At 59.7% G+C, this 16,824-nt stretch carries 15 protein-coding genes and 1 pseudogene; 14 read left to right on the top strand and 2 right to left on the bottom strand.

The features are described from left to right. Positions 1–62: 62 nt before the first annotated feature. The 9 genes from ACYZTR_RS14725 (at position 63) to ACYZTR_RS14765 (ending at position 9,882) form a co-directional block, all read left to right on the top strand. On the top strand, positions 63–1,151 hold the full coding sequence (locus ACYZTR_RS14725) for a polyamine ABC transporter substrate-binding protein (protein WP_461971962.1): 1,089 nt from the start codon (positions 63–65) through the stop codon (positions 1,149–1,151). Next, a complete protein-coding gene (locus tag ACYZTR_RS14730) occupies positions 1,148–2,449 on the top strand; it encodes an NAD(P)/FAD-dependent oxidoreductase (RefSeq protein WP_461971964.1) in 1,302 nt (433 codons plus the stop codon). The genes ACYZTR_RS14725 and ACYZTR_RS14730 overlap by 4 nt, the downstream gene beginning before the upstream one ends. Before the next feature lie 137 nt (positions 2,450–2,586). After that, positions 2,587–3,183 carry a paraquat-inducible protein A gene (locus ACYZTR_RS14735; protein WP_461971966.1) on the top strand — a complete coding sequence of 199 codons (597 nt, stop codon included), beginning with the start codon at positions 2,587–2,589 and terminating at the stop codon, positions 3,181–3,183. After that, complete coding sequence (locus ACYZTR_RS14740) at positions 3,180–3,836, top strand: paraquat-inducible protein A (protein WP_461971968.1); 657 nt, start codon at positions 3,180–3,182, stop codon at positions 3,834–3,836. The genes ACYZTR_RS14735 and ACYZTR_RS14740 overlap by 4 nt, the downstream gene beginning before the upstream one ends. After that, complete coding sequence (locus ACYZTR_RS14745) at positions 3,817–5,472, top strand: PqiB family protein (protein ID WP_461971970.1); 1,656 nt, start codon at positions 3,817–3,819, stop codon at positions 5,470–5,472. Before ACYZTR_RS14740 ends, ACYZTR_RS14745 begins: the two co-directional genes overlap by 20 nt. Positions 5,473–5,489: 17 nt before the next feature. Continuing rightward, positions 5,490–6,050 carry a PqiC family protein gene (locus tag ACYZTR_RS14750; protein WP_461971972.1) on the top strand — a complete coding sequence of 187 codons (561 nt, stop codon included), beginning with the start codon at positions 5,490–5,492 and terminating at the stop codon, positions 6,048–6,050. 149 nt (positions 6,051–6,199) lie between these two features. Further along, positions 6,200–7,213 carry an iron ABC transporter substrate-binding protein gene (locus ACYZTR_RS14755; protein WP_461971974.1) on the top strand — a complete coding sequence of 338 codons (1,014 nt, stop codon included), beginning with the start codon at positions 6,200–6,202 and terminating at the stop codon, positions 7,211–7,213. A 3-nt stretch (positions 7,214–7,216) separates the two neighbouring features. After that, a complete protein-coding gene (locus ACYZTR_RS14760; protein WP_461971976.1) occupies positions 7,217–8,815 on the top strand; it encodes an ABC transporter permease in 1,599 nt (532 codons plus the stop codon). Then, entirely contained in the window at positions 8,812–9,882 is a 1,071-nt protein-coding gene (locus ACYZTR_RS14765) for an ABC transporter ATP-binding protein (protein WP_461971978.1), read from the top strand. The genes ACYZTR_RS14760 and ACYZTR_RS14765 overlap by 4 nt, the downstream gene beginning before the upstream one ends. A gap of 10 nt (positions 9,883–9,892) precedes the next feature. Here ACYZTR_RS14765 and ACYZTR_RS14770 read toward each other — a convergent pair whose 3' ends face one another. Further along, positions 9,893–10,831: a site-specific integrase gene (locus ACYZTR_RS14770; protein WP_461963710.1), complete on the bottom strand. Its 939-nt coding sequence runs from the start codon at positions 10,829–10,831 to the stop codon at positions 9,893–9,895. A 280-nt stretch (positions 10,832–11,111) separates the two neighbouring features. Between ACYZTR_RS14770 and ACYZTR_RS14775 the strand changes: the two genes are divergently transcribed. The 5 genes and pseudogenes from ACYZTR_RS14775 to ACYZTR_RS14795 all read left to right on the top strand — a co-directional run bounded on the left by ACYZTR_RS14775 (position 11,112) and on the right by ACYZTR_RS14795 (position 15,928). Then, positions 11,112–12,491, top strand: coding sequence for a UDP-glucose dehydrogenase family protein (locus tag ACYZTR_RS14775; protein ID WP_461971980.1), 1,380 nt, complete (start codon positions 11,112–11,114; stop codon positions 12,489–12,491). 24 nt (positions 12,492–12,515) lie between these two features. Beyond that, positions 12,516–12,655: pseudogene (locus ACYZTR_RS14780) on the top strand (MFS transporter); the annotation flags it as partial. A 160-nt stretch (positions 12,656–12,815) separates the two neighbouring features. Beyond that, a complete protein-coding gene (locus tag ACYZTR_RS14785; RefSeq protein ID WP_461971981.1) occupies positions 12,816–13,523 on the top strand; it encodes an HPP family protein in 708 nt (235 codons plus the stop codon). A gap of 143 nt (positions 13,524–13,666) precedes the next feature. Then, positions 13,667–14,773: an enoyl-CoA hydratase/isomerase family protein gene (locus tag ACYZTR_RS14790; RefSeq protein ID WP_461971983.1), complete on the top strand. Its 1,107-nt coding sequence runs from the start codon at positions 13,667–13,669 to the stop codon at positions 14,771–14,773. Positions 14,774–14,776: 3 nt separating this feature from the next. Then, positions 14,777–15,928, top strand: coding sequence for an acyl-CoA dehydrogenase family protein (locus tag ACYZTR_RS14795; protein ID WP_461971985.1), 1,152 nt, complete (start codon positions 14,777–14,779; stop codon positions 15,926–15,928). A 120-nt stretch (positions 15,929–16,048) separates the two neighbouring features. Here the strand turns inward: ACYZTR_RS14795 and ACYZTR_RS14800 are convergent, their stop codons facing one another. Then, the gene (locus ACYZTR_RS14800; RefSeq protein ID WP_461971987.1) at positions 16,049–16,822 is read right to left on the bottom strand and encodes an enoyl-CoA hydratase; all 774 of its coding nucleotides are present in this window, start codon (positions 16,820–16,822) and stop codon (positions 16,049–16,051) included. Between the last annotated feature and the right edge of the window lie 2 nt (positions 16,823–16,824).

Genomic DNA, 16,824 nt, shown 5'->3' on the forward strand with positions numbered 1-16,824 from the left:
AGAGCGTCCCGGGCTGCATTCGCTCGCAGAGCGTGGGAACGAACATTCTTAGAGGTGTCGATATGCATCTATTGAAATCCGTGGTCCCGGTCGCATTGGCGTTGTTGTTCAGCGCCGTTTCGCAGGCTCAGCCAACGGTCAGCGTCTACAACTGGACCGATTACATTGGCGAGACCACCCTCGTCGACTTCCAGGCGAAAACCGGAATCAAGGTGATCTACGACGTGTTCGACTCCAACGAAACCCTGGAGGGCAAATTGCTCGCCGGCCGCACGGGGTATGACGTGGTGGTGCCGTCCAACCACTTCCTCGCTCGCCAGGTAAAGGCCGGCGCGTTCTTGAAACTCGATCGTTCGCAACTGCCCAACTTCAAGAATCTCGACCCGAAATTGCTGGAGCTTCTGCAGAAAAACGACCCGGGCAACGAGCACTCGGTCCCGTACCTGTGGGGCACCAACGGCATTGGCTACAACGTCGACAAGGTCAAGCAAGTCCTGGGCATCGATCGCATCGACTCCTGGGCAGTGTTTTTCGAACCCGAGAATCTGAAGAAACTCAGTCAGTGCGGTGTGTCGATGATGGATTCGGCCGATGAAGTGTTCCCCGCCGTTCTCAATTACATGGGCATGGACCCGCGCAGCGAAAACCCTGAAGACTACAAAAAAGCCGAGGCCAAGCTGCTGAGCATCCGGCCTTACATCACCTACTTCCACTCGTCCAAGTACGTCTCGGACCTGGCCAACGGCGACATCTGCGTGGCCTTCGGTTACTCGGGGGACGTGTTCCAGGCCGCGAATCGGGCCAAGGAAGCCAAGAACGGCGTGAACATCGCCTACGCGATTCCCAAGGAAGGCAGTAACTTGTGGTTCGACCTGCTGGCGATTCCTGCAGACGCCAGCAACCAAAAAGAAGCCCACGCATTCATCAATTACCTGCTCGACCCGCAAGTGATCGCCCAGGTCAGCGCTTCGGTCGGTTACGCCAACCCCAACCCGGCGTCCAAGCAGTACATGGACTCGGAGCTGGTCAACAATCCTGAGGTTTACCCACCGCAGGAAGTCCTCGACAAACTCTACATTTCGACCACCCCGCCCCAGGCGATAATGCGTTTGATGACCCGTTCCTGGAGCAAAGTGAAGTCCAACAAATGAATCAGAACAGCAACGAACATGCTCGCTCTTATTACGCGGCGTCGGCCAATGACATGGCGCCCTACCCCACGCTGGCCGCGGATCTTGAAGCCGATGTGTGCGTGATCGGCGGTGGTTTCTCCGGGGTCAACACGGCGATCGAGCTGGCGCAGCGCGGGCTCTCGGTGATTTTGCTGGAAGGCCGACGGATCGGCTGGGGCGCCAGCGGGCGTAACGGCGGACAGCTGATCCGCGGCATCGGCCATGACATCAGCGGTTTCGCCCGTTATGTCGGTGAGGACGGCGTGCGCTATTTAGAGCGTGCGGGCACGGAATCGGTGGAGCTGGTAGGTAATCGCATCGGCGAACACGGCATCGATTGCGACTTGCGCTGGGGGTTCTGCGAATTGGCGAACACTACAGCGCAGTTCGCGGCATTCAAGGTTGAGCAGCAAGGCCTTGCCGAATCGGGTTACGCCCACGAAACCCGACTCGTCGGGCCGGAGCAGATCCGCCAGCAGGTGGTGAACTCCGGCGTGTACGCCGGTGGTCTGGTCGACATGGGTTCCGGTCATTTGCATCCGCTCAACCTCGTCCTTGGCGAGGCCAGGCTGGCGCAATCCCTCGGCGTAAAGATCTTCGAGCAGAGCCCGGTGCTGGAGTTGATCCATGGCAGCACCGTGCAGGTTCGCTGTGCCGGTGGCACGGTGCGCGCCGGCAGTCTGGTGCTGGCATGCAACGCGCACCTGGACGAGCTCGAACCGAAACTGAGCGGCAAGGTCCTCCCGGCGGGCAGCTACATTATCGCCACCGAGCCGTTGACGCCCGAACAGGCAGCGCAATTGATCCCGCAGAATCTGGCGCTCTGCGACCAGAAAGTCGGCCTGGATTATTACCGGCTCTCGGCAGATCGACGCTTGTTGTTCGGCGGGGCCTGCCATTATTCCGGGCGTGATCCGGCGGACATCGAAGCTTACATGCGCCCGCACATGCTCAAGGTCTTCCCGCAACTGGCCAACGTGCGCATCGACTATCAATGGGGCGGCAAGATCGGCATCTCGGCCAATCGCTTCCCACAGGTCGGGCGCCTGAGCCAGCATCCGAACGTGTTTTACGCTCAGGGTTACTCCGGTCATGGCCTGAACGTGACCCACTGGTGCGCGAAGCTGTTGGGCGAAGCGATCCATGTCGGACACAGTCAGGGCTTTGACGTGTTCAGCGCCGTGCCGCACATGACGTTCCCCGGCGGCCCCATGCTGCGTTCTCCTTTGTTGGCGCTCGGCATGTTCTGGTATCGCCTGCGTGAACTGCTGGGCTGACCGCCCTCCACCCTCGCGGTGCCCTAGCGCACCGCCCCGACTTATCCCATTGAACAGCCTTTTAATTTGCTCAATCGCGAGGCGCTTCTATATTGAGGAAGTGCTCTGACTTCCCTGCGTCCTGGCGAGTGCAGCCTATGGCTACGACTGACTCACTGATCATCTGCGAGCACTGCGACTGCGTGTATGAAAAAGTCACGCTCGCTAAACATCAGAAAACCCTTTGTATGCGCTGCGGCGGCGTGCTTCAGCGCTATAACGGCCTGTCGGTGGAGCAGCGACTGGCCTTGACCTTCACCGCCGCGGTGCTGTGGATTTTCGCCAATTTCTATCCGCTCATGAGCATCAGCCTCAAGGGCCTGAAAAACAGCGCGACGCTCTGGGATTCGGTGCTGGCCCTGAGTCATGGGCCGATCACGTTTATTGCCATGGTGGCGGCGATTTCCATCATCATCGCGCCCATTTTCCAGTTACTCCTGCTGATCTGGGTCCTGAGCTTCGCGCTCGTGCAGCGACGTTCGCCCGTTTTCAGGTTCTGCATGCGCTGGCTGGAAATACTCCGGCCCTGGAGCATGCTGGAAGTGTGCTTACTGGGGGCCATGGTGGCGGTGTTCAAACTCGCAGGTTTGCTCGACGTGCTGCCCGGGATTGGCCTATTTGCCCTGGCTGTCCTCAGCCTGATGATGATCCGCCTTGCCGGACGCGATATTCGCGATCTGTGGGACATCCTATGAACGCGCCACCGACCGCCAGCGAACTCAACCTCTGCCTGTGTCACAGCTGCGACCTGGCCTGCGACATGACCCATGAACCTCACGAATGTGAACGCTGCGGCGCGCCCTTGCACCGACGCAAAAGTAACTCCCTGACCCGGACCTGGGCCTACCTGCTGACATCGCTGGTGTTCTATATCCCGGCCAATTTGCTGCCGGTGATGAACACCACCATGCTCGGCTCCGGTGCCGACAGCACCATCATGAGCGGTGTGCTGGAGTTCTGGCAACACGGCGCCTGGGACATTGCCCTGATCATTTTCATCGCCAGCATCGCGGTGCCGGGCGTCAAGTTCGTCGCCCTGACGCTGCTGCTGGTCACTGTGCAACGCGACAGCTCATGGGCGCGCAAAGAGCGTTCAAAGCTCTACCGTTTCGTCGAGCTCATCGGCTACTGGTCAATGCTCGACGTGATTGTCGTCGCGCTGGTGGCGGCGCTGGTGAAGTTCCAGGCGCTGGGCGATATCGAGCCGCGCGTGGGCATTCTGTTTTTTGGCCTGGTGGTGGTGTTCACCATGCTCTCGGCCATGAGTTTCGACCCACGCCTGATCTGGGACAAAAAAGAGCGGGATAACCCAAACGAGGAGGCCAAGGATGAAGTCGCAAGCCACTGACGGGCCGCAAGCGCCCGGACAGGCCCCTGTCAAAACCCGTCGTTTCAGCGTTTCGCTGGTCTGGATCGTGCCGATTGTCGCGGTGCTGGTGGGGATTTCCCTGGTCGTACACACCATGCTGCAGGAAGGTCCGACCATTACCGTCACGTTCAAAACCGGCAGCGGCCTGACGGCCAACAAGACCGAAGTCAAATACCGCAACGTGGTGATCGGCCAAGTCACGGACGTGGAACTGAGCAACGACCAGAAAAGCGTCAACGCCACCATCAAACTGGCCAACGAGGCGGAAAGTTTCACCCGCGAAGACTCGCAATTCTGGGTCGTGCGTCCGCGTATTGGTGCTGGCGGGGTGTCGGGTATCGATACCCTGCTGTCCGGGGATTACATTGGCGCCGACATTGGCCAGGCCAACGCTCGCGCAAAAAACTTTACCGGCCTGGAAAACCCGCCGCCGATTACCTATGGCGAGCCGGGCAAGCGCTTCACCTTAAATACTCAGGACCTGGGTTCGCTGGATATTGGCTCTCCGGTTTACTACCGCAAGATTCCGGTGGGTCAAGTGGTGGCTTATGCCCTGAACGCCGACGGTAAAGGGGTGAACATCGAAGTGTTCATGCACGCGCCCAACGACGCCCACGTCACTGAAAACACCCGGTTCTGGAACGCCAGCGGGATCGACGTGAATGTCGGCGCCAACGGCTTTTCGGTGAAAACCGAGTCGCTGTCGTCCATCTTGGTGGGCGGCATCGCCTTCCGCGCTCCGGAATACAGCCCTAACGATCAACCGGCCACAGAGGAGAAAGCCTTCGATCTGTTCGAAGACCAGCTAACCGCCCTCGCCCCGCCCAGCGGCAAGGGACAATTCTTGAGTTTGCGTTTCGATCAGGCCTTGCGCGGGCTCAAGGTCGGTGCGCCGGTGGAATTCCTTGGTATGGAGTTCGGCAGAGTCGTGTCGGTCAATCTGGACTTCGACGCGAAAAAGCGCAGTTTCCCGGTCAATGTCGGCATCGTGATCTACCCGCAACGACTCGGCCAGGCCCACATTAAAATGCTCGAGGCCTTGAAGCATGACCCCAACGACGAAGCCGCAGGCGTACGTCTAATGGGCAGCTTCATCGACAACGGTCTGCGGGCCCAGGCCCGTAGCGGCAATCTGTTGACCGGTCAGTTGTACATCGCGCTCGACTTCTACCCCAAAGCGGAGAAAGTCGTGTTCGATCCGACCGCCCGTCCTGTCTCTATCCCCACCATTCCTGGCAGCCTCGAGCAGTTGCAGGAAAAACTGGAGGGCATGGTCAACAAGATCAACCAGCTGCCAATCGAGCGCATTGCCGGCAACCTCGACAGCAACCTCGTCGAATTGCGTAAAGGCCTGGCGCAATTCAACGCCAAGACCCTGCCCGGCGTGCAGACGACGCTGGCGGACGTCAGCAAGACCCTTCAATCGGCCAGTTCGACCTTGGCTGAAGACTCGCCGCAACGCGAACAATTAGGCCAGACCCTGGACGAACTCGGACGCATGTCGCGCTCCTTGCGTGAACTCTCGGATTACCTGGGACGCCACCCGGAATCGCTGATTCGCGGTCGTCCCGACAATGCCGCGCCGATGGATCTGCAAGGGCCGCCGCGCAAATGACCACAGGAGCATCAGCCATGGCTTTTCCACTGAAGATCACCTTGCTCACCGCGCTGGTGCTGCTCGCCGCTTGCCGCAGTGATCCGATTCAATTCCACACCCTGATTCCGGCTCAACCGAGCCTTGCTGCACGGAACAGCGGTGCAGACATCCAGATTGAGGGCATCAGCGTGCCGCCCCAGGTGGATCGTCCGCAGATCGTCATTCGCCAGGGCAACAGCGGCATGGCGATCCTTGAAACAGAGTGGTGGGCTGCGAGTCTGGTGGATGAATTGCGCAGTGCTCTGGTCGATCAAATGGTCAGCGCCAATCCCCGGCACAACCTGTCGGTGCGGGTGGACGTGCAGCGCTTCGACTCGGTTCCCGGTCAATATGCTTTGATCGACGTCAAGTGGCGCCTGCGCAATCTGAGCGAAGGTGATGCTGCGCTGGTCACCTGCCGCAGCACCTTGCAAACGCCTTCAGGTGCTTCCATAGATGAGCTGGTGGCGGCGCAACAAAACAACGTCAAACGCCTCGCCGCGCTTATCAGCCAGGCCGCTGGCGGAACACAAAAAGGGTGTCCATCGGCCCAGTGATTTGGCGCTTTTTTCTCATACTGCCCTTTACATTTGCCGCGCCTTAAACATGCAAATGATTCGTATTGATGTAGACTGATCGACGACCTTCCCGTTGGTTCTGTCGAATCTGCGTGATCGAATCTAAAAAAGCCAGGAGCTGTCACTGCATGATTTCTCACATCCCTTCTTTCCTGAAAACAGCACTGCTGGCTGCCGCTCTGACGAGCGCCGGTCACGTGTACGCAGCAGAGACTGATGGCATCGTGGTCTACAACGCCCAACACGAAAGCCTGACCAAATCCTGGATCGAGGGCTTTACCAAGGAAACCGGCGTCAAGGTCACCGTACGCAATGGTGACGACACCGAAATGGGCAATCAGATCGTGCTGGAAGGCGCCGCCTCCCCGGCCGACGTGTTCCTGACCGAAAACTCCCCGGCCATGGTGCTGGTCGACAACGCGGGGCTGTTTGCGCCGGTTGCGCCGACCACTCTGGAACAGGTCGGCGATGCTTACCGTCCGGCCCATGGTAAATGGGTGGGGATCGCCGCGCGTTCCACGGTGTTTGTCTATAACCCGAGCAAACTGCCCGAAGCCGAACTGCCCAAGTCGCTGATGGACCTCGCCGGCCCGAACTGGAAAGGTCGTTGGGGCGCGTCGCCGGCCGGTGCCGACTTCCAGGCGATCGTCGCTGCCGTGCTGGCACTCAAGGGTGAAGCTGCCACTCTGGAATGGCTCAAAGGGTTGAAGGCCAATGCCACGATCTATCGCGGCAATAGTGCGGTAATGAAAGCGGTTAACGCCGGGCAGATCGACAGCGGCGTGATCTACCACTATTACAGCTTCGGCGACCAGGCCAAGACCGGCGAAAACAGCAAGAACACCGCCCTGCATTACTTCAAGCACAAGGATCCGGGCGCGTTTGTCAGTGTCTCCGGCGGCGGCGTTCTGGCGTCCAGCAAACACAAGGAACACGCCCAGGCGTTCCTCAAGTGGATTACCGGCAAAGAGGGCCAGGCCATCCTCAAAACCGGCAAATCGTTCGAATACGCCGTGGGCAAGAACGCTGAATCCAACCCCAAACTGTTGCCTTTGCAGCAACTCGACGCGCCGACAGTCGATGCTTCAAAACTCGACAGTAAAAAAGCCGTGGAGTTGATGACTCAGGCGGGACTGCTCTAATTGATGCCAGAAACTTTGCCGGCCGGTGTCGCTGAGGCGATACCCGCGAACGTGCGACGACGATCCCGCGGTATTTTCGCAGGAAGCGGCGGCGCATGGGTGATCGGTTTGTCGGTGCTGGTTTCGCTGCTGTCGCTGCTGCCGATTGCCTTCGTCATCGGCGTGTCGTTTCAGACAGGCTGGGCGACCCTTGTGCCGCTGGTATTTCGGCCGCGGGTCGCTGAACTGTTGATCAACACCGTTTTACTGGTGGTGATCACGATTCCGTTGTGCGTCACGTTAGGCCTGTCTCTGGCCTGGCTGACAGAGCGCACCAATTTGCCGGGGCGGCGTTGGTGGTCGTTGTTGGCGACCGCGCCGCTGGCGGTGCCGGCCTTCGTTCACAGCTATGCGTGGGTCAGTCTGGTCCCACCGATTCACGGGCTGTTTGCCGGGGTTCTGGTGTCGGTCATCGCCTACTTCCCGTTCCTGTACCTGCCGATTGCTGCAACGCTGCGTCGGCTCGATCCGGCCATCGAAGACGTTGCCGAATCACTCGGTCTCAAACCCTGGGCCATATTTTTCCGTGTGGTGCTGCCGCAACTGCGCCTGGCCATCTGCGGCGGTGCCTTGCTGGTGGGCCTGCACCTGCTGGCCGAATATGGCCTGTACGCGATGATCCGCTTCGACACCTTCACCACGGCAATCTTCGATCAGTTCAAGTCCACCTTCAACGGACCCGCCGCCAACATGCTGGCCAGCGTGCTCGCCCTGTGTTGCCTGGTGATGCTGACCGCAGAATCCGCTGCTCGCGGCTCGGCGCGTTACGCCCGGGTCGGGTCGGGAAGCGCTCGAGAGCAGCGGGTTGTGCGCCTGAAATCCGCAGCCACGCTCCTCGCGCTGACACTGCAGATCGCCACCTGTGCGCTGGCACTGGGCGTGCCACTGGTAACGTTGGGTCACTGGCTGGTGGCTGGCGGTACACAGGTTTGGCAGATGGCCGAGCTTCTGCCGGCGCTGGAACAGACACTGATGTTCGGCGTTACGGGTGCAGCCTTGACCACCTGCGCCGCGATCCCGATTGCCTGGTTGTCGATTCGCTCTCCGGGCCGGATGCAACGTGTGCTGGAAAGCTGCAACTACATCACCAGTTCGTTGCCTGGGATCGTTGTTGCCCTGGCATTGGTGACCATCACCATCCATTTTGCCCGGCCGATTTACCAGACAACCATCACGGTGTTGCTGGCGTATCTGCTGATGTTTCTTCCGCGCGCCCTGGTGAGTTTGCGCGCAGGCATCGCCCAGGCGCCGGTAGAGCTGGAAAACATGGCCCGCAGCCTCGGCCGCTCACCCACCCGGGCATTGTGGCTGATCACCCTGCGCCTGGCCGCGCCCGGCGCTGCCGCAGGTGCCGCGCTGGTATTTTTGGCGATCACCAATGAGTTGACCGCTACCCTGCTGCTCGCCCCTAACGGCACGCGCACCCTGGCCACCGGATTCTGGGCCATGACCAGCGAAATCGATTACGCCGCCGCGGCGCCCTACGCCCTGTTGATGATCCTGCTGTCGCTTCCGTTGACCGGACTTCTCTATCACCAATCCAAACGAACGGCTGGCCGATGAACGCTCTCGAACTCCATTCCATTTCCAAGTCCTATGGCGCCTTTCAAGCGCTGGAGAACATCAACCTGTTGGTGCCAACGGGCAGCCGAACGGTCATCGTCGGCCCGTCCGGCTCAGGAAAAACCACGTTGTTGCGGATGATCGCCGGCTTCGAATTCCCTGACACCGGCCGTCTGTCACTCAATGGCCAAACGCTCGTCGACGACACCCACGAAGTCCCGGCGCATCAGCGTTTGATTGGCTATGTTCCGCAGGACGGCGCCCTGTTCCCGCACATGACCGTGTCCGCCAATATCGGTTTCGGGCTTTCGAGCAAGGGCGGCGCAAGACAGGAGCGAATCGCGGAGTTGATGGACAGCGTCGCACTGGATGCGAACATGGCCAACCGTTGGCCCCATGAACTTTCCGGTGGCCAGCAACAGCGCGTGGCGCTGGCGCGGGCGTTGGCGCAACAGCCGCGCTTGATGTTGCTGGACGAGCCGTTTTCGGCCCTCGACACCGGACTTCGGGGCGCCATGCGTAAAATGGTCGCACGGCTACTGACAGACGCCGGCGTGACCACCATTCTGGTCACCCACGACCAGAGTGAGGCTTTGTCGTTTGCCGATCAGCTGGCGGTGATGCGCGACGGTCGGCTGGTGCAGTCAGGCCATCCGCTGGATCTTTACCGCTACCCCGAAGATGAACAAACCGCGCTGTTTCTGGGGGATGCAGTGGTCATGCCCGCCAGAATCGAAGCCGGTTGGGCCCATTGCGATCTCGGTCGTATACCGGTGAACAATCATCGGAACAACAAATCGGCACAGATCATGCTGCGCCCCGAGCAACTGCAACTCGTCAGCCTCCAGCCCAGCTCAACGAAGGCTGCGGGGTGCCGCGCTGTAGTGACCGAGCGGGATTTCAGCGGCAATACCTGCACGTTGACCGTGGAATTGCAGTCTTTGGTTTCCGGCGAACAGCCAGGTCGATCGTTAATGGTGCGCAGTTCGGGCCTGTATGCGCCACCCGCCGGCAGTGCGGTTCACGTCTCGATGATCGGCCATGCCCACGTACTGAGCGAACCTTGAGCCCCGTCCGTCAAAGATCAAACCGGTCCACTGCCCGACGCCGCTCGTTGTCATCGCGCACATCGTAGTTGGCCGTTGTCTGGATGTTGCTGTGATGGGCGAGTTTCTGGGCGATCGACAAGTCATGCTCCTCAATCACTCGGGTAATGAACGAACGCCGAAAATCATGCGGCATGATTTTCACCCCGACCTGCGCACCCCGTTGCCGGGCGATGTAATAGATCGCGTGCTTGGTGATGCGCTCGCGGGTGATGTGGCTGCCGCGACGAATGCGGTTGAACAGGAACGGATCGTCCGTTTCACCCTCCTTCAGCAGTGAGCGCCGCAGTTCCAGCCAGTCATTGAGTTTGGCGAACGCCCAGGCCGGTGCGTACTTGATCAATTGCTTGTTGCCCTTGGCGGTCACACAAAGGCTGCGCTCGGTGAAGTCGACCTGGTTCAGGTCCAGGTTCACCGATTCCGATTTGCGCATCCCCGAACCGTACAAAATCCCGATAATCGCCGCGTCCCGCAGACCTTGTGGCCGTGGATCGGCGGCACAGACCGCCATCAATTCCTGGATCAGCGTGCGCTTTAGGTTGCGACCCTGGGACAGTCGCGTGCCGGCAATCCCCTTGACCGAACGCATTTTCAGCAAGTGTTCCTGACTGATCAGGCTCATGCGCCACGCTTCGTTCATCACCCCGCGCACTGCGTTGACGTACAGCGAAGAGGTGTTCGGCGCGTATCCGTCCGAGCGCAAAGTGGCCACCAGCGCAATGACATCTTCAGGTTGCAGGTTGTGCCACGGAATCTCCTCGACGTTCATGTCTTCGAAGCCCAACCGATCAGCGGCATCCTGCAAAACGTAACGCATGGTCAGTTGGCTGGAGGGTGCGAGGCGCGCCAGATACAGGGTCAGCGGGTTGGTCTTTGAGGGGATTAAGTCAGTAGCGGGTAAGTCAATCAAACGAAACGGCCTTGAGTAGAAACAGTTCATTAAACAACTAAGGATTGAAACATCCTTCCTATAAAGCGGAACACTTCTGTAAGACTTTCTACTAAAAAACTCGATGAACGGCAGAAGTCCGAACAGCGGCTGTATGACTTTCAGAATAAACAGAGGTGTTGGGCCTGGCGTATGAAGCGCCCGGACGTGGCGTTATACAACACGATAGGCGAATTGAAATATGGCCTTGCCTATTCTGATGGCGCACGGCAGCAAGTCGATCCGCACTCAGGAGTGCCCCATGAAAATCAGTGTATTTGGTAGCGGTTACGTTGGCCTGGTGCAAGCGGCCGTCCTGGCTGAAGTCGGCCACGACGTGATTTGCATAGACATTGACGAGAAGAAAGTCGGGCTGCTGCAACAAGGCCACGTGAGTATTTTCGAACCGGGGCTGGCCAGCCTGGTACGCAAAAGCCTGGAAGCCAAACGGCTGCAGTTCACCACCGACGAAAAACTCGCAGTGCAGCATGGCCAGGTGTTGTTCATCGCGGTCGGTACACCGTCCCGGGATGACGGTTCGGCGGATCTGCGGTATGTGCTGTCGGTGGGCGAAGCCGTGGCGCGTCATCGTGAACAACCGGTGATTCTGGTGGAGAAATCCACGGTACCGGTGGGCACGGGTGACACCTTGCGCGCGCACATCGACAAGTGCCTGATCAAGGTCGGCCGGTTGTTGCAGTTCGAGATCGTCTCCAACCCGGAATTTTTGAAAGAAGGCTCGGCCGTGGCCGATTGCCGGCGCCCGGACCGGATCATCATCGGCTGCGAACGCGAAGATGTACGTGACGTCATGCGCGACCTTTACGCGCCATTCAACCGCAACCATGACCGGATCATGTTCATGGACCTGCGCAGCGCCGAGCTGACCAAGTACGCCGCCAACTGCATGCTGGCGACCAAGATCAGTTTCATCAATCAGATCGCCGAACTGGCCGAACACCTGGGCGCCGACATCGAATCGGTGCGCCTGGGCATCGGCGCCGATTCGCGCATTGGTTACCACTTCATCTACCCCGGTTGCGGTTATGGCGGTTCGTGTTTTCCCAAGGACATGCGCGCGCTGATCCACAGCGCCGAAGAGGCTCATTGCTCCAGCGATCTGCTGCAAGCGGTGGAAGCGATCAACCAGCGTCAGAAACACAAGCTGTTCGAACGCATCAACGCGTTCTACAAGGGCGACTTGCGCGGCAGAACCTTTGCCGTGTGGGGCCTGGCGTTCAAACCGAACACCGACGACATGCGCGATGCGCCGAGCCGGGTGCTGCTGGAATCGTTGTGGGCCGCCGGGGCTAACGTCCGCGCGTTCGACCCGCAAGCCATGCAGGAAACCCAGCACCTGTATCCCGATGAATCCCGGTTGATGCTCATGGGCACGCCGGAATCGGTATTGTCCGGCGCCGATGCGTTGATCATTTGCACTGAATGGCAGCAGTTCAAGGCACCGGATTTCAGCCTGATCCAGCAGCGGCTCAACGCCCCGGTGATCTTCGACGGACGCAACCTGTACGACGCCGATCGCCTGGCTCGCGCCGGTTTCATGTACTTCCCGATGGGCCGAGGTGAATCGCGCAATCTGCCGATTCCGCACCAGCAATGGCCAGTGGCTTCGGTTGTTGCTTGATTGCCTCGCTGCCCTCGGCAGTGCCTGAGCCCGGTGATTTGCGGTTTCCTGCTGATGCACCCCCCCCCGCGCCAACGATGTTCTATACCTTGAGCGCGCTGACCGCTATGGGTGGTTCCCTGTGTTTCATGAGCGGTTGTCGCGTGGCATTACAGCAAAATTAATGCACTGAAACTGCATTAATATGAATTTGTCAGCATCAGGAATCAACGGCACACTGCGCCTCGTTCCTCCCCCAATAGTTGGAACTACTTCAAGGGCTTTCTGGGTATCCCAGCTAAGCCTTTTTTTTGCATAGATTTTTGCCAACGGATTGTCTGCCTCATGTTCTCTCGCTGGTTTCCCGCCGCCATCAACACTCGTCCTTCCGAATGGAGCCGGGCCGCCATCGGCATGTCCCTGGGCACACTGTTCAGCGTATGGCTCTGCAGCCAGGTATTTGGCATGGCAGTGGCGCAACACCTGATCGGTCCGCTGGGCGCATCGGCCGTGTTGCTGTTCGCAGTGTCCTCCGGCGCCCTCGCCCAGCCTTGGTCGATTCTTGGCGGCTACTTCAGCGCCGGGGTGGTTTCGCTGCTGGTCGCTCACGTGCTCGGACGAACCCTCGGCAGCGCTAGCCTGGCGGCCGGCATGGCGCTGATTCTGATGTGCTGGCTGCGTTGCCTGCACCCACCGGCCGGGGCCTTGGCGCTGCTGTTGGTGTTGGCAGACCCGGCGACCATTGCTCTGGACTGGAAAGCCCTCGGCCCGGTGATGCTTGGCGCATCGACCATGCTGCTCTGCGCCCTGGCCTACAACAACCTGACGCGCATTCGTTATCCGAAACGCGCCAGTGGACCGGTGGCCGTGGTGCCGGCGGACCACCCGCCCACCGACAGCCAGGCGATCACTGCTCAGGATCTGAAAATGGCCTTGGCGGACATGGAAGCCTTCTTCGACGTCACCCCAGAAGACCTCGAACAGTTGATTCATGCCAGTGAATTGCATGCTAAACGCCGCAGTATTGGTGATGTGTTTTCCAGAAAAGATTGAAGATAAAAAGTTCGCTCCAAGGCAAAAACGCAAACTAACCCTGCACATATCCCGGTTGTACAAGGCAAATTTGCACTGTTACGATCCAGCATCGCTCGCGCGCGGGCTTCTCTATAAAGAACAATAAAAGCAGGGAGTTAGTGATGACTGCTCAAGTTTCTTCTCCGGGGACTCAGTCCATGGATGCCACGCAAAACGAAGTGCTGGCCGAGGTTCGCAACCACATCGGTCACCTGACCCTCAACCGCCCCGCCGGCCTCAACGCCATTACCTTGGACATGGTGCGCAATCTGCAGCGTCAGCTCGATGCCTGGGCGTTGGATCCGCACGTGCACGCGGTGGTGTTGCGCGGTGCGGGCGAGAAGGCTTTCTGTGCCGGCGGCGACATTCGCTCGCTGTACGACAGTTTCAAAAACGGCGACACGCTGCACGAGGATTTCTTCGTCGAGGAATACGCCCTCGACCTCGCGATTCACCACTACCGCAAACCTGTGCTCGCCTTGATGGACGGTTTTGTCCTGGGCGGCGGCATGGGCCTGGTGCAAGGCGCCGACCTGCGGGTGGTTACCGAGAAAAGTCGTTTAGCAATGCCGGAAGTGGCGATCGGGTATTTCCCGGATGTCGGTGGCAGCCACTTCCTACCGCGCGTTCCCGGTGAACTGGGTACTTATCTCGGCGTCAGTGGCGTGCAGATCCGCGCGGCCGATGCGCTCTATTGCGGCCTGGCCGACTGGTACCTGGAAAGCGACAAATTGGGCACCCTGGACGAGCGACTCGATCAGCTCCAATGGCATGAGACACCGCTGAAGGACCTGCAAGGTCTGCTGGCAAAACTTGCCGTGCAGCAATTACCCGATGCGCCACTGAGCAAGCTACGCCCGGCCATCGATCACTTCTTCGCCCTGCCCGATCTGCCGAGTATTGTTGAGCAACTGCGTGAAGTAACGGTCGCCGACAGTCACGCGTGGGCCACGAACACCGCCGACCTGCTGGAAAGCCGTTCACCGTTGGCCATGGGCGTGACCCTGGAAATGCTCCGTCGTGGTCGGCACTTGAGTCTTGAAGACTGCTTCGCCCTGGAGCTGCACCTGGACCGTCAGTGGTTCGAGCGCGGCGACCTGATCGAAGGCGTGCGCGCCTTGCTGATCGATAAAGACAAGAGCCCGCGCTGGAACCCGCCGACCTTGCAGGCGCTGGACGCCGAGCACGTCGCGAGTTTTTTCACGGGTTTTGAGCAGAGCGGGAGCTGAGCCATGCACGATATCGAATTGAGCGAAGAGCAAGTCATGATCCGCGACATGGCCCGGGACTTTGCCCGCGGCGAAATCGCGCCCCACGCCCAGGCCTGGGAAAAAGCCGGCTGGATCGATGATGGTCTGGTGGCGAAAATGGGCGAGCTGGGGCTGCTGGGCATGGTGGTGCCCGAGGAATGGGGCGGCACTTATGTCGACTACGTCGCCTACGCCCTGGCGGTGGAAGAGATTTCTGCCGGCGATGGCGCCACGGGCGCGCTGATGAGCATTCACAACTCCGTGGGCTGCGGTCCGGTCCTCAACTACGGCACTGAAGAACAGAAACAGACCTGGCTGCCGGATCTGGCGAGCGGTCAGGCCATCGGCTGCTTCTGCCTGACCGAACCCCAGGCCGGTTCCGAAGCCCACAACCTGCGCACCCGCGCTGAACTGCGCGATGGCCAATGGGTCATCAACGGCGCCAAGCAATTCGTCAGCAACGGCAAACGGGCGAAGCTGGCCATCGTGTTCGCGGTGACCGATCCGGACCTGGGCAAGCGCGGAATCTCGGCATTTCTGGTGCCGACAAACACGGCGGGTTTCATCGTTGATCGCACCGAACACAAAATGGGTATTCGGGCGTCCGATACCTGCGCGGTGACCCTGAGCAACTGCACCATTCCCGAAGCCAACCTGTTGGGTGAGCGCGGCAAGGGACTGGCGATTGCCCTGTCAAACCTTGAAGGCGGCCGCATCGGCATTGCGGCACAAGCGTTGGGCATTGCTCGCGCGGCATTTGAAGCGGCGCTGGCGTACTCACGGGATCGGGTGCAGTTCGACAAGCCGATCATCGAGCACCAGAGCATTGCCAACCTGCTGGCCGACATGCACACCCGATTGAATGCTGCACGACTGTTGATCCTGCATGCCGCGCGTTTGCGCAGTGCCGGTAAGCCGTGTCTGTCGGAGGCTTCACAGGCCAAACTGTTTGCGTCGGAAATGGCCGAGAAGGTGTGTTCGTCGGCGATGCAGATTCATGGCGGGTATGGGTATCTGGAAGATTACCCGGTGGAGCGTTATTACCGGGATGCGCGGATTACGCAGATTTATGAAGGGTCGAGCGAAATACAGCGGATGGTGATTGCTCGGGAGCTGAAGCACTACCTGGTTTAGAGATCGTTCCCACGCTCTGCGTGGGAATGCCGCCCGGGACACTCCGCGTCCCTTCTCAAGCGTGACGCAGAGCGTCACAGGATGCATTCCCACGCAGAGCGTGGGAATGATCGGTACGGGTTACTTACCTTGGAACTCGGCTTCGCGCTTTGCGATAAACGCCGCCATCCCTTCCTTCTGATCCTGCGTAGCAAACGCCGCATGGAACACCCGGCGCTCAAAACGCACACCTTCCGAAAGGCTCACTTCAAACGCGCGATTGACGCTTTCCTTGATCATCATTGCAATCGGCAACGACTTCTTGGCAATCAGCGCCGCGACTTTCAACGCTTCTTCCAGCAATTCATCCGCCGGAACAATCCGCGCGACAATCCCGCAACGCTCCGCTTCCACCGCATCGATCAGTCGGCCGCTGAGGCACATTTCCATGGCCTTGGCCTTGCCCACGGCGCGGGTCAGGCGCTGGGTGCCGCCCATGCCCGGCAGTACGCCGAGGTTGATTTCCGGTTGACCGAATTTGGCGTTGTCGCCGGCCAGGATGAAGTCGCACATCAGCGCCAGTTCACAACCACCGCCCAAGGCAAAACCGTTGACCGCCGCGATGATCGGCTTGCGGCGGTTGGCCACGCGATCGCTGTCGCTGAACAGGTCGTCGAGGTAGATCTGCGGGTAAGTCAGCTCGGCCATTTCCTTGATGTCGGCGCCGGCGGCGAAAGCTTTTTTCGAACCGGTCAGCACGATGCAGCCAATGTTCGAATCGGCTTCCAGGCCATCGAGGGCCAGGTTCAGTTCGCTGACGATCTGCGCGTTCAACGCGTTCAAGGCTTGCGGACGGTTCAGGGTGATCAGGCCCACACGGCCGTGGGTTTCCAGCAAAATCGTTTCGTAGCTCACAG

The organism is Pseudomonas sp. Hz4, assembly GCF_054898165.1.

Bases quoted from the DNA above. Each gene is read 5' to 3' on its own strand.
- ACYZTR_RS14725 (WP_461971962.1), top strand. From the start codon at position 63: ATGCATCTATTGAAATCCGTGGTCCCGGTCGCATTGGCGTTGTTGTTC.
- ACYZTR_RS14730 (WP_461971964.1), top strand. From the start codon at position 1,148: ATGAATCAGAACAGCAACGAACATGCTCGCTCTTATTACGCGGCGTCG.
- ACYZTR_RS14735 (WP_461971966.1), top strand. From the start codon at position 2,587: ATGGCTACGACTGACTCACTGATCATCTGCGAGCACTGCGACTGCGTG.
- ACYZTR_RS14740 (WP_461971968.1), top strand. From the start codon at position 3,180: ATGAACGCGCCACCGACCGCCAGCGAACTCAACCTCTGCCTGTGTCAC.
- ACYZTR_RS14745 (WP_461971970.1), top strand. From the start codon at position 3,817: ATGAAGTCGCAAGCCACTGACGGGCCGCAAGCGCCCGGACAGGCCCCT.
- ACYZTR_RS14750 (WP_461971972.1), top strand. From the start codon at position 5,490: ATGGCTTTTCCACTGAAGATCACCTTGCTCACCGCGCTGGTGCTGCTC.
- ACYZTR_RS14755 (WP_461971974.1), top strand. From the start codon at position 6,200: ATGATTTCTCACATCCCTTCTTTCCTGAAAACAGCACTGCTGGCTGCC.
- ACYZTR_RS14760 (WP_461971976.1), top strand. From the start codon at position 7,217: ATGCCAGAAACTTTGCCGGCCGGTGTCGCTGAGGCGATACCCGCGAAC.
- ACYZTR_RS14765 (WP_461971978.1), top strand. From the start codon at position 8,812: ATGAACGCTCTCGAACTCCATTCCATTTCCAAGTCCTATGGCGCCTTT.
- ACYZTR_RS14775 (WP_461971980.1), top strand. From the start codon at position 11,112: ATGAAAATCAGTGTATTTGGTAGCGGTTACGTTGGCCTGGTGCAAGCG.
- ACYZTR_RS14785 (WP_461971981.1), top strand. From the start codon at position 12,816: ATGTTCTCTCGCTGGTTTCCCGCCGCCATCAACACTCGTCCTTCCGAA.
- ACYZTR_RS14790 (WP_461971983.1), top strand. From the start codon at position 13,667: ATGACTGCTCAAGTTTCTTCTCCGGGGACTCAGTCCATGGATGCCACG.
- ACYZTR_RS14795 (WP_461971985.1), top strand. From the start codon at position 14,777: ATGCACGATATCGAATTGAGCGAAGAGCAAGTCATGATCCGCGACATG.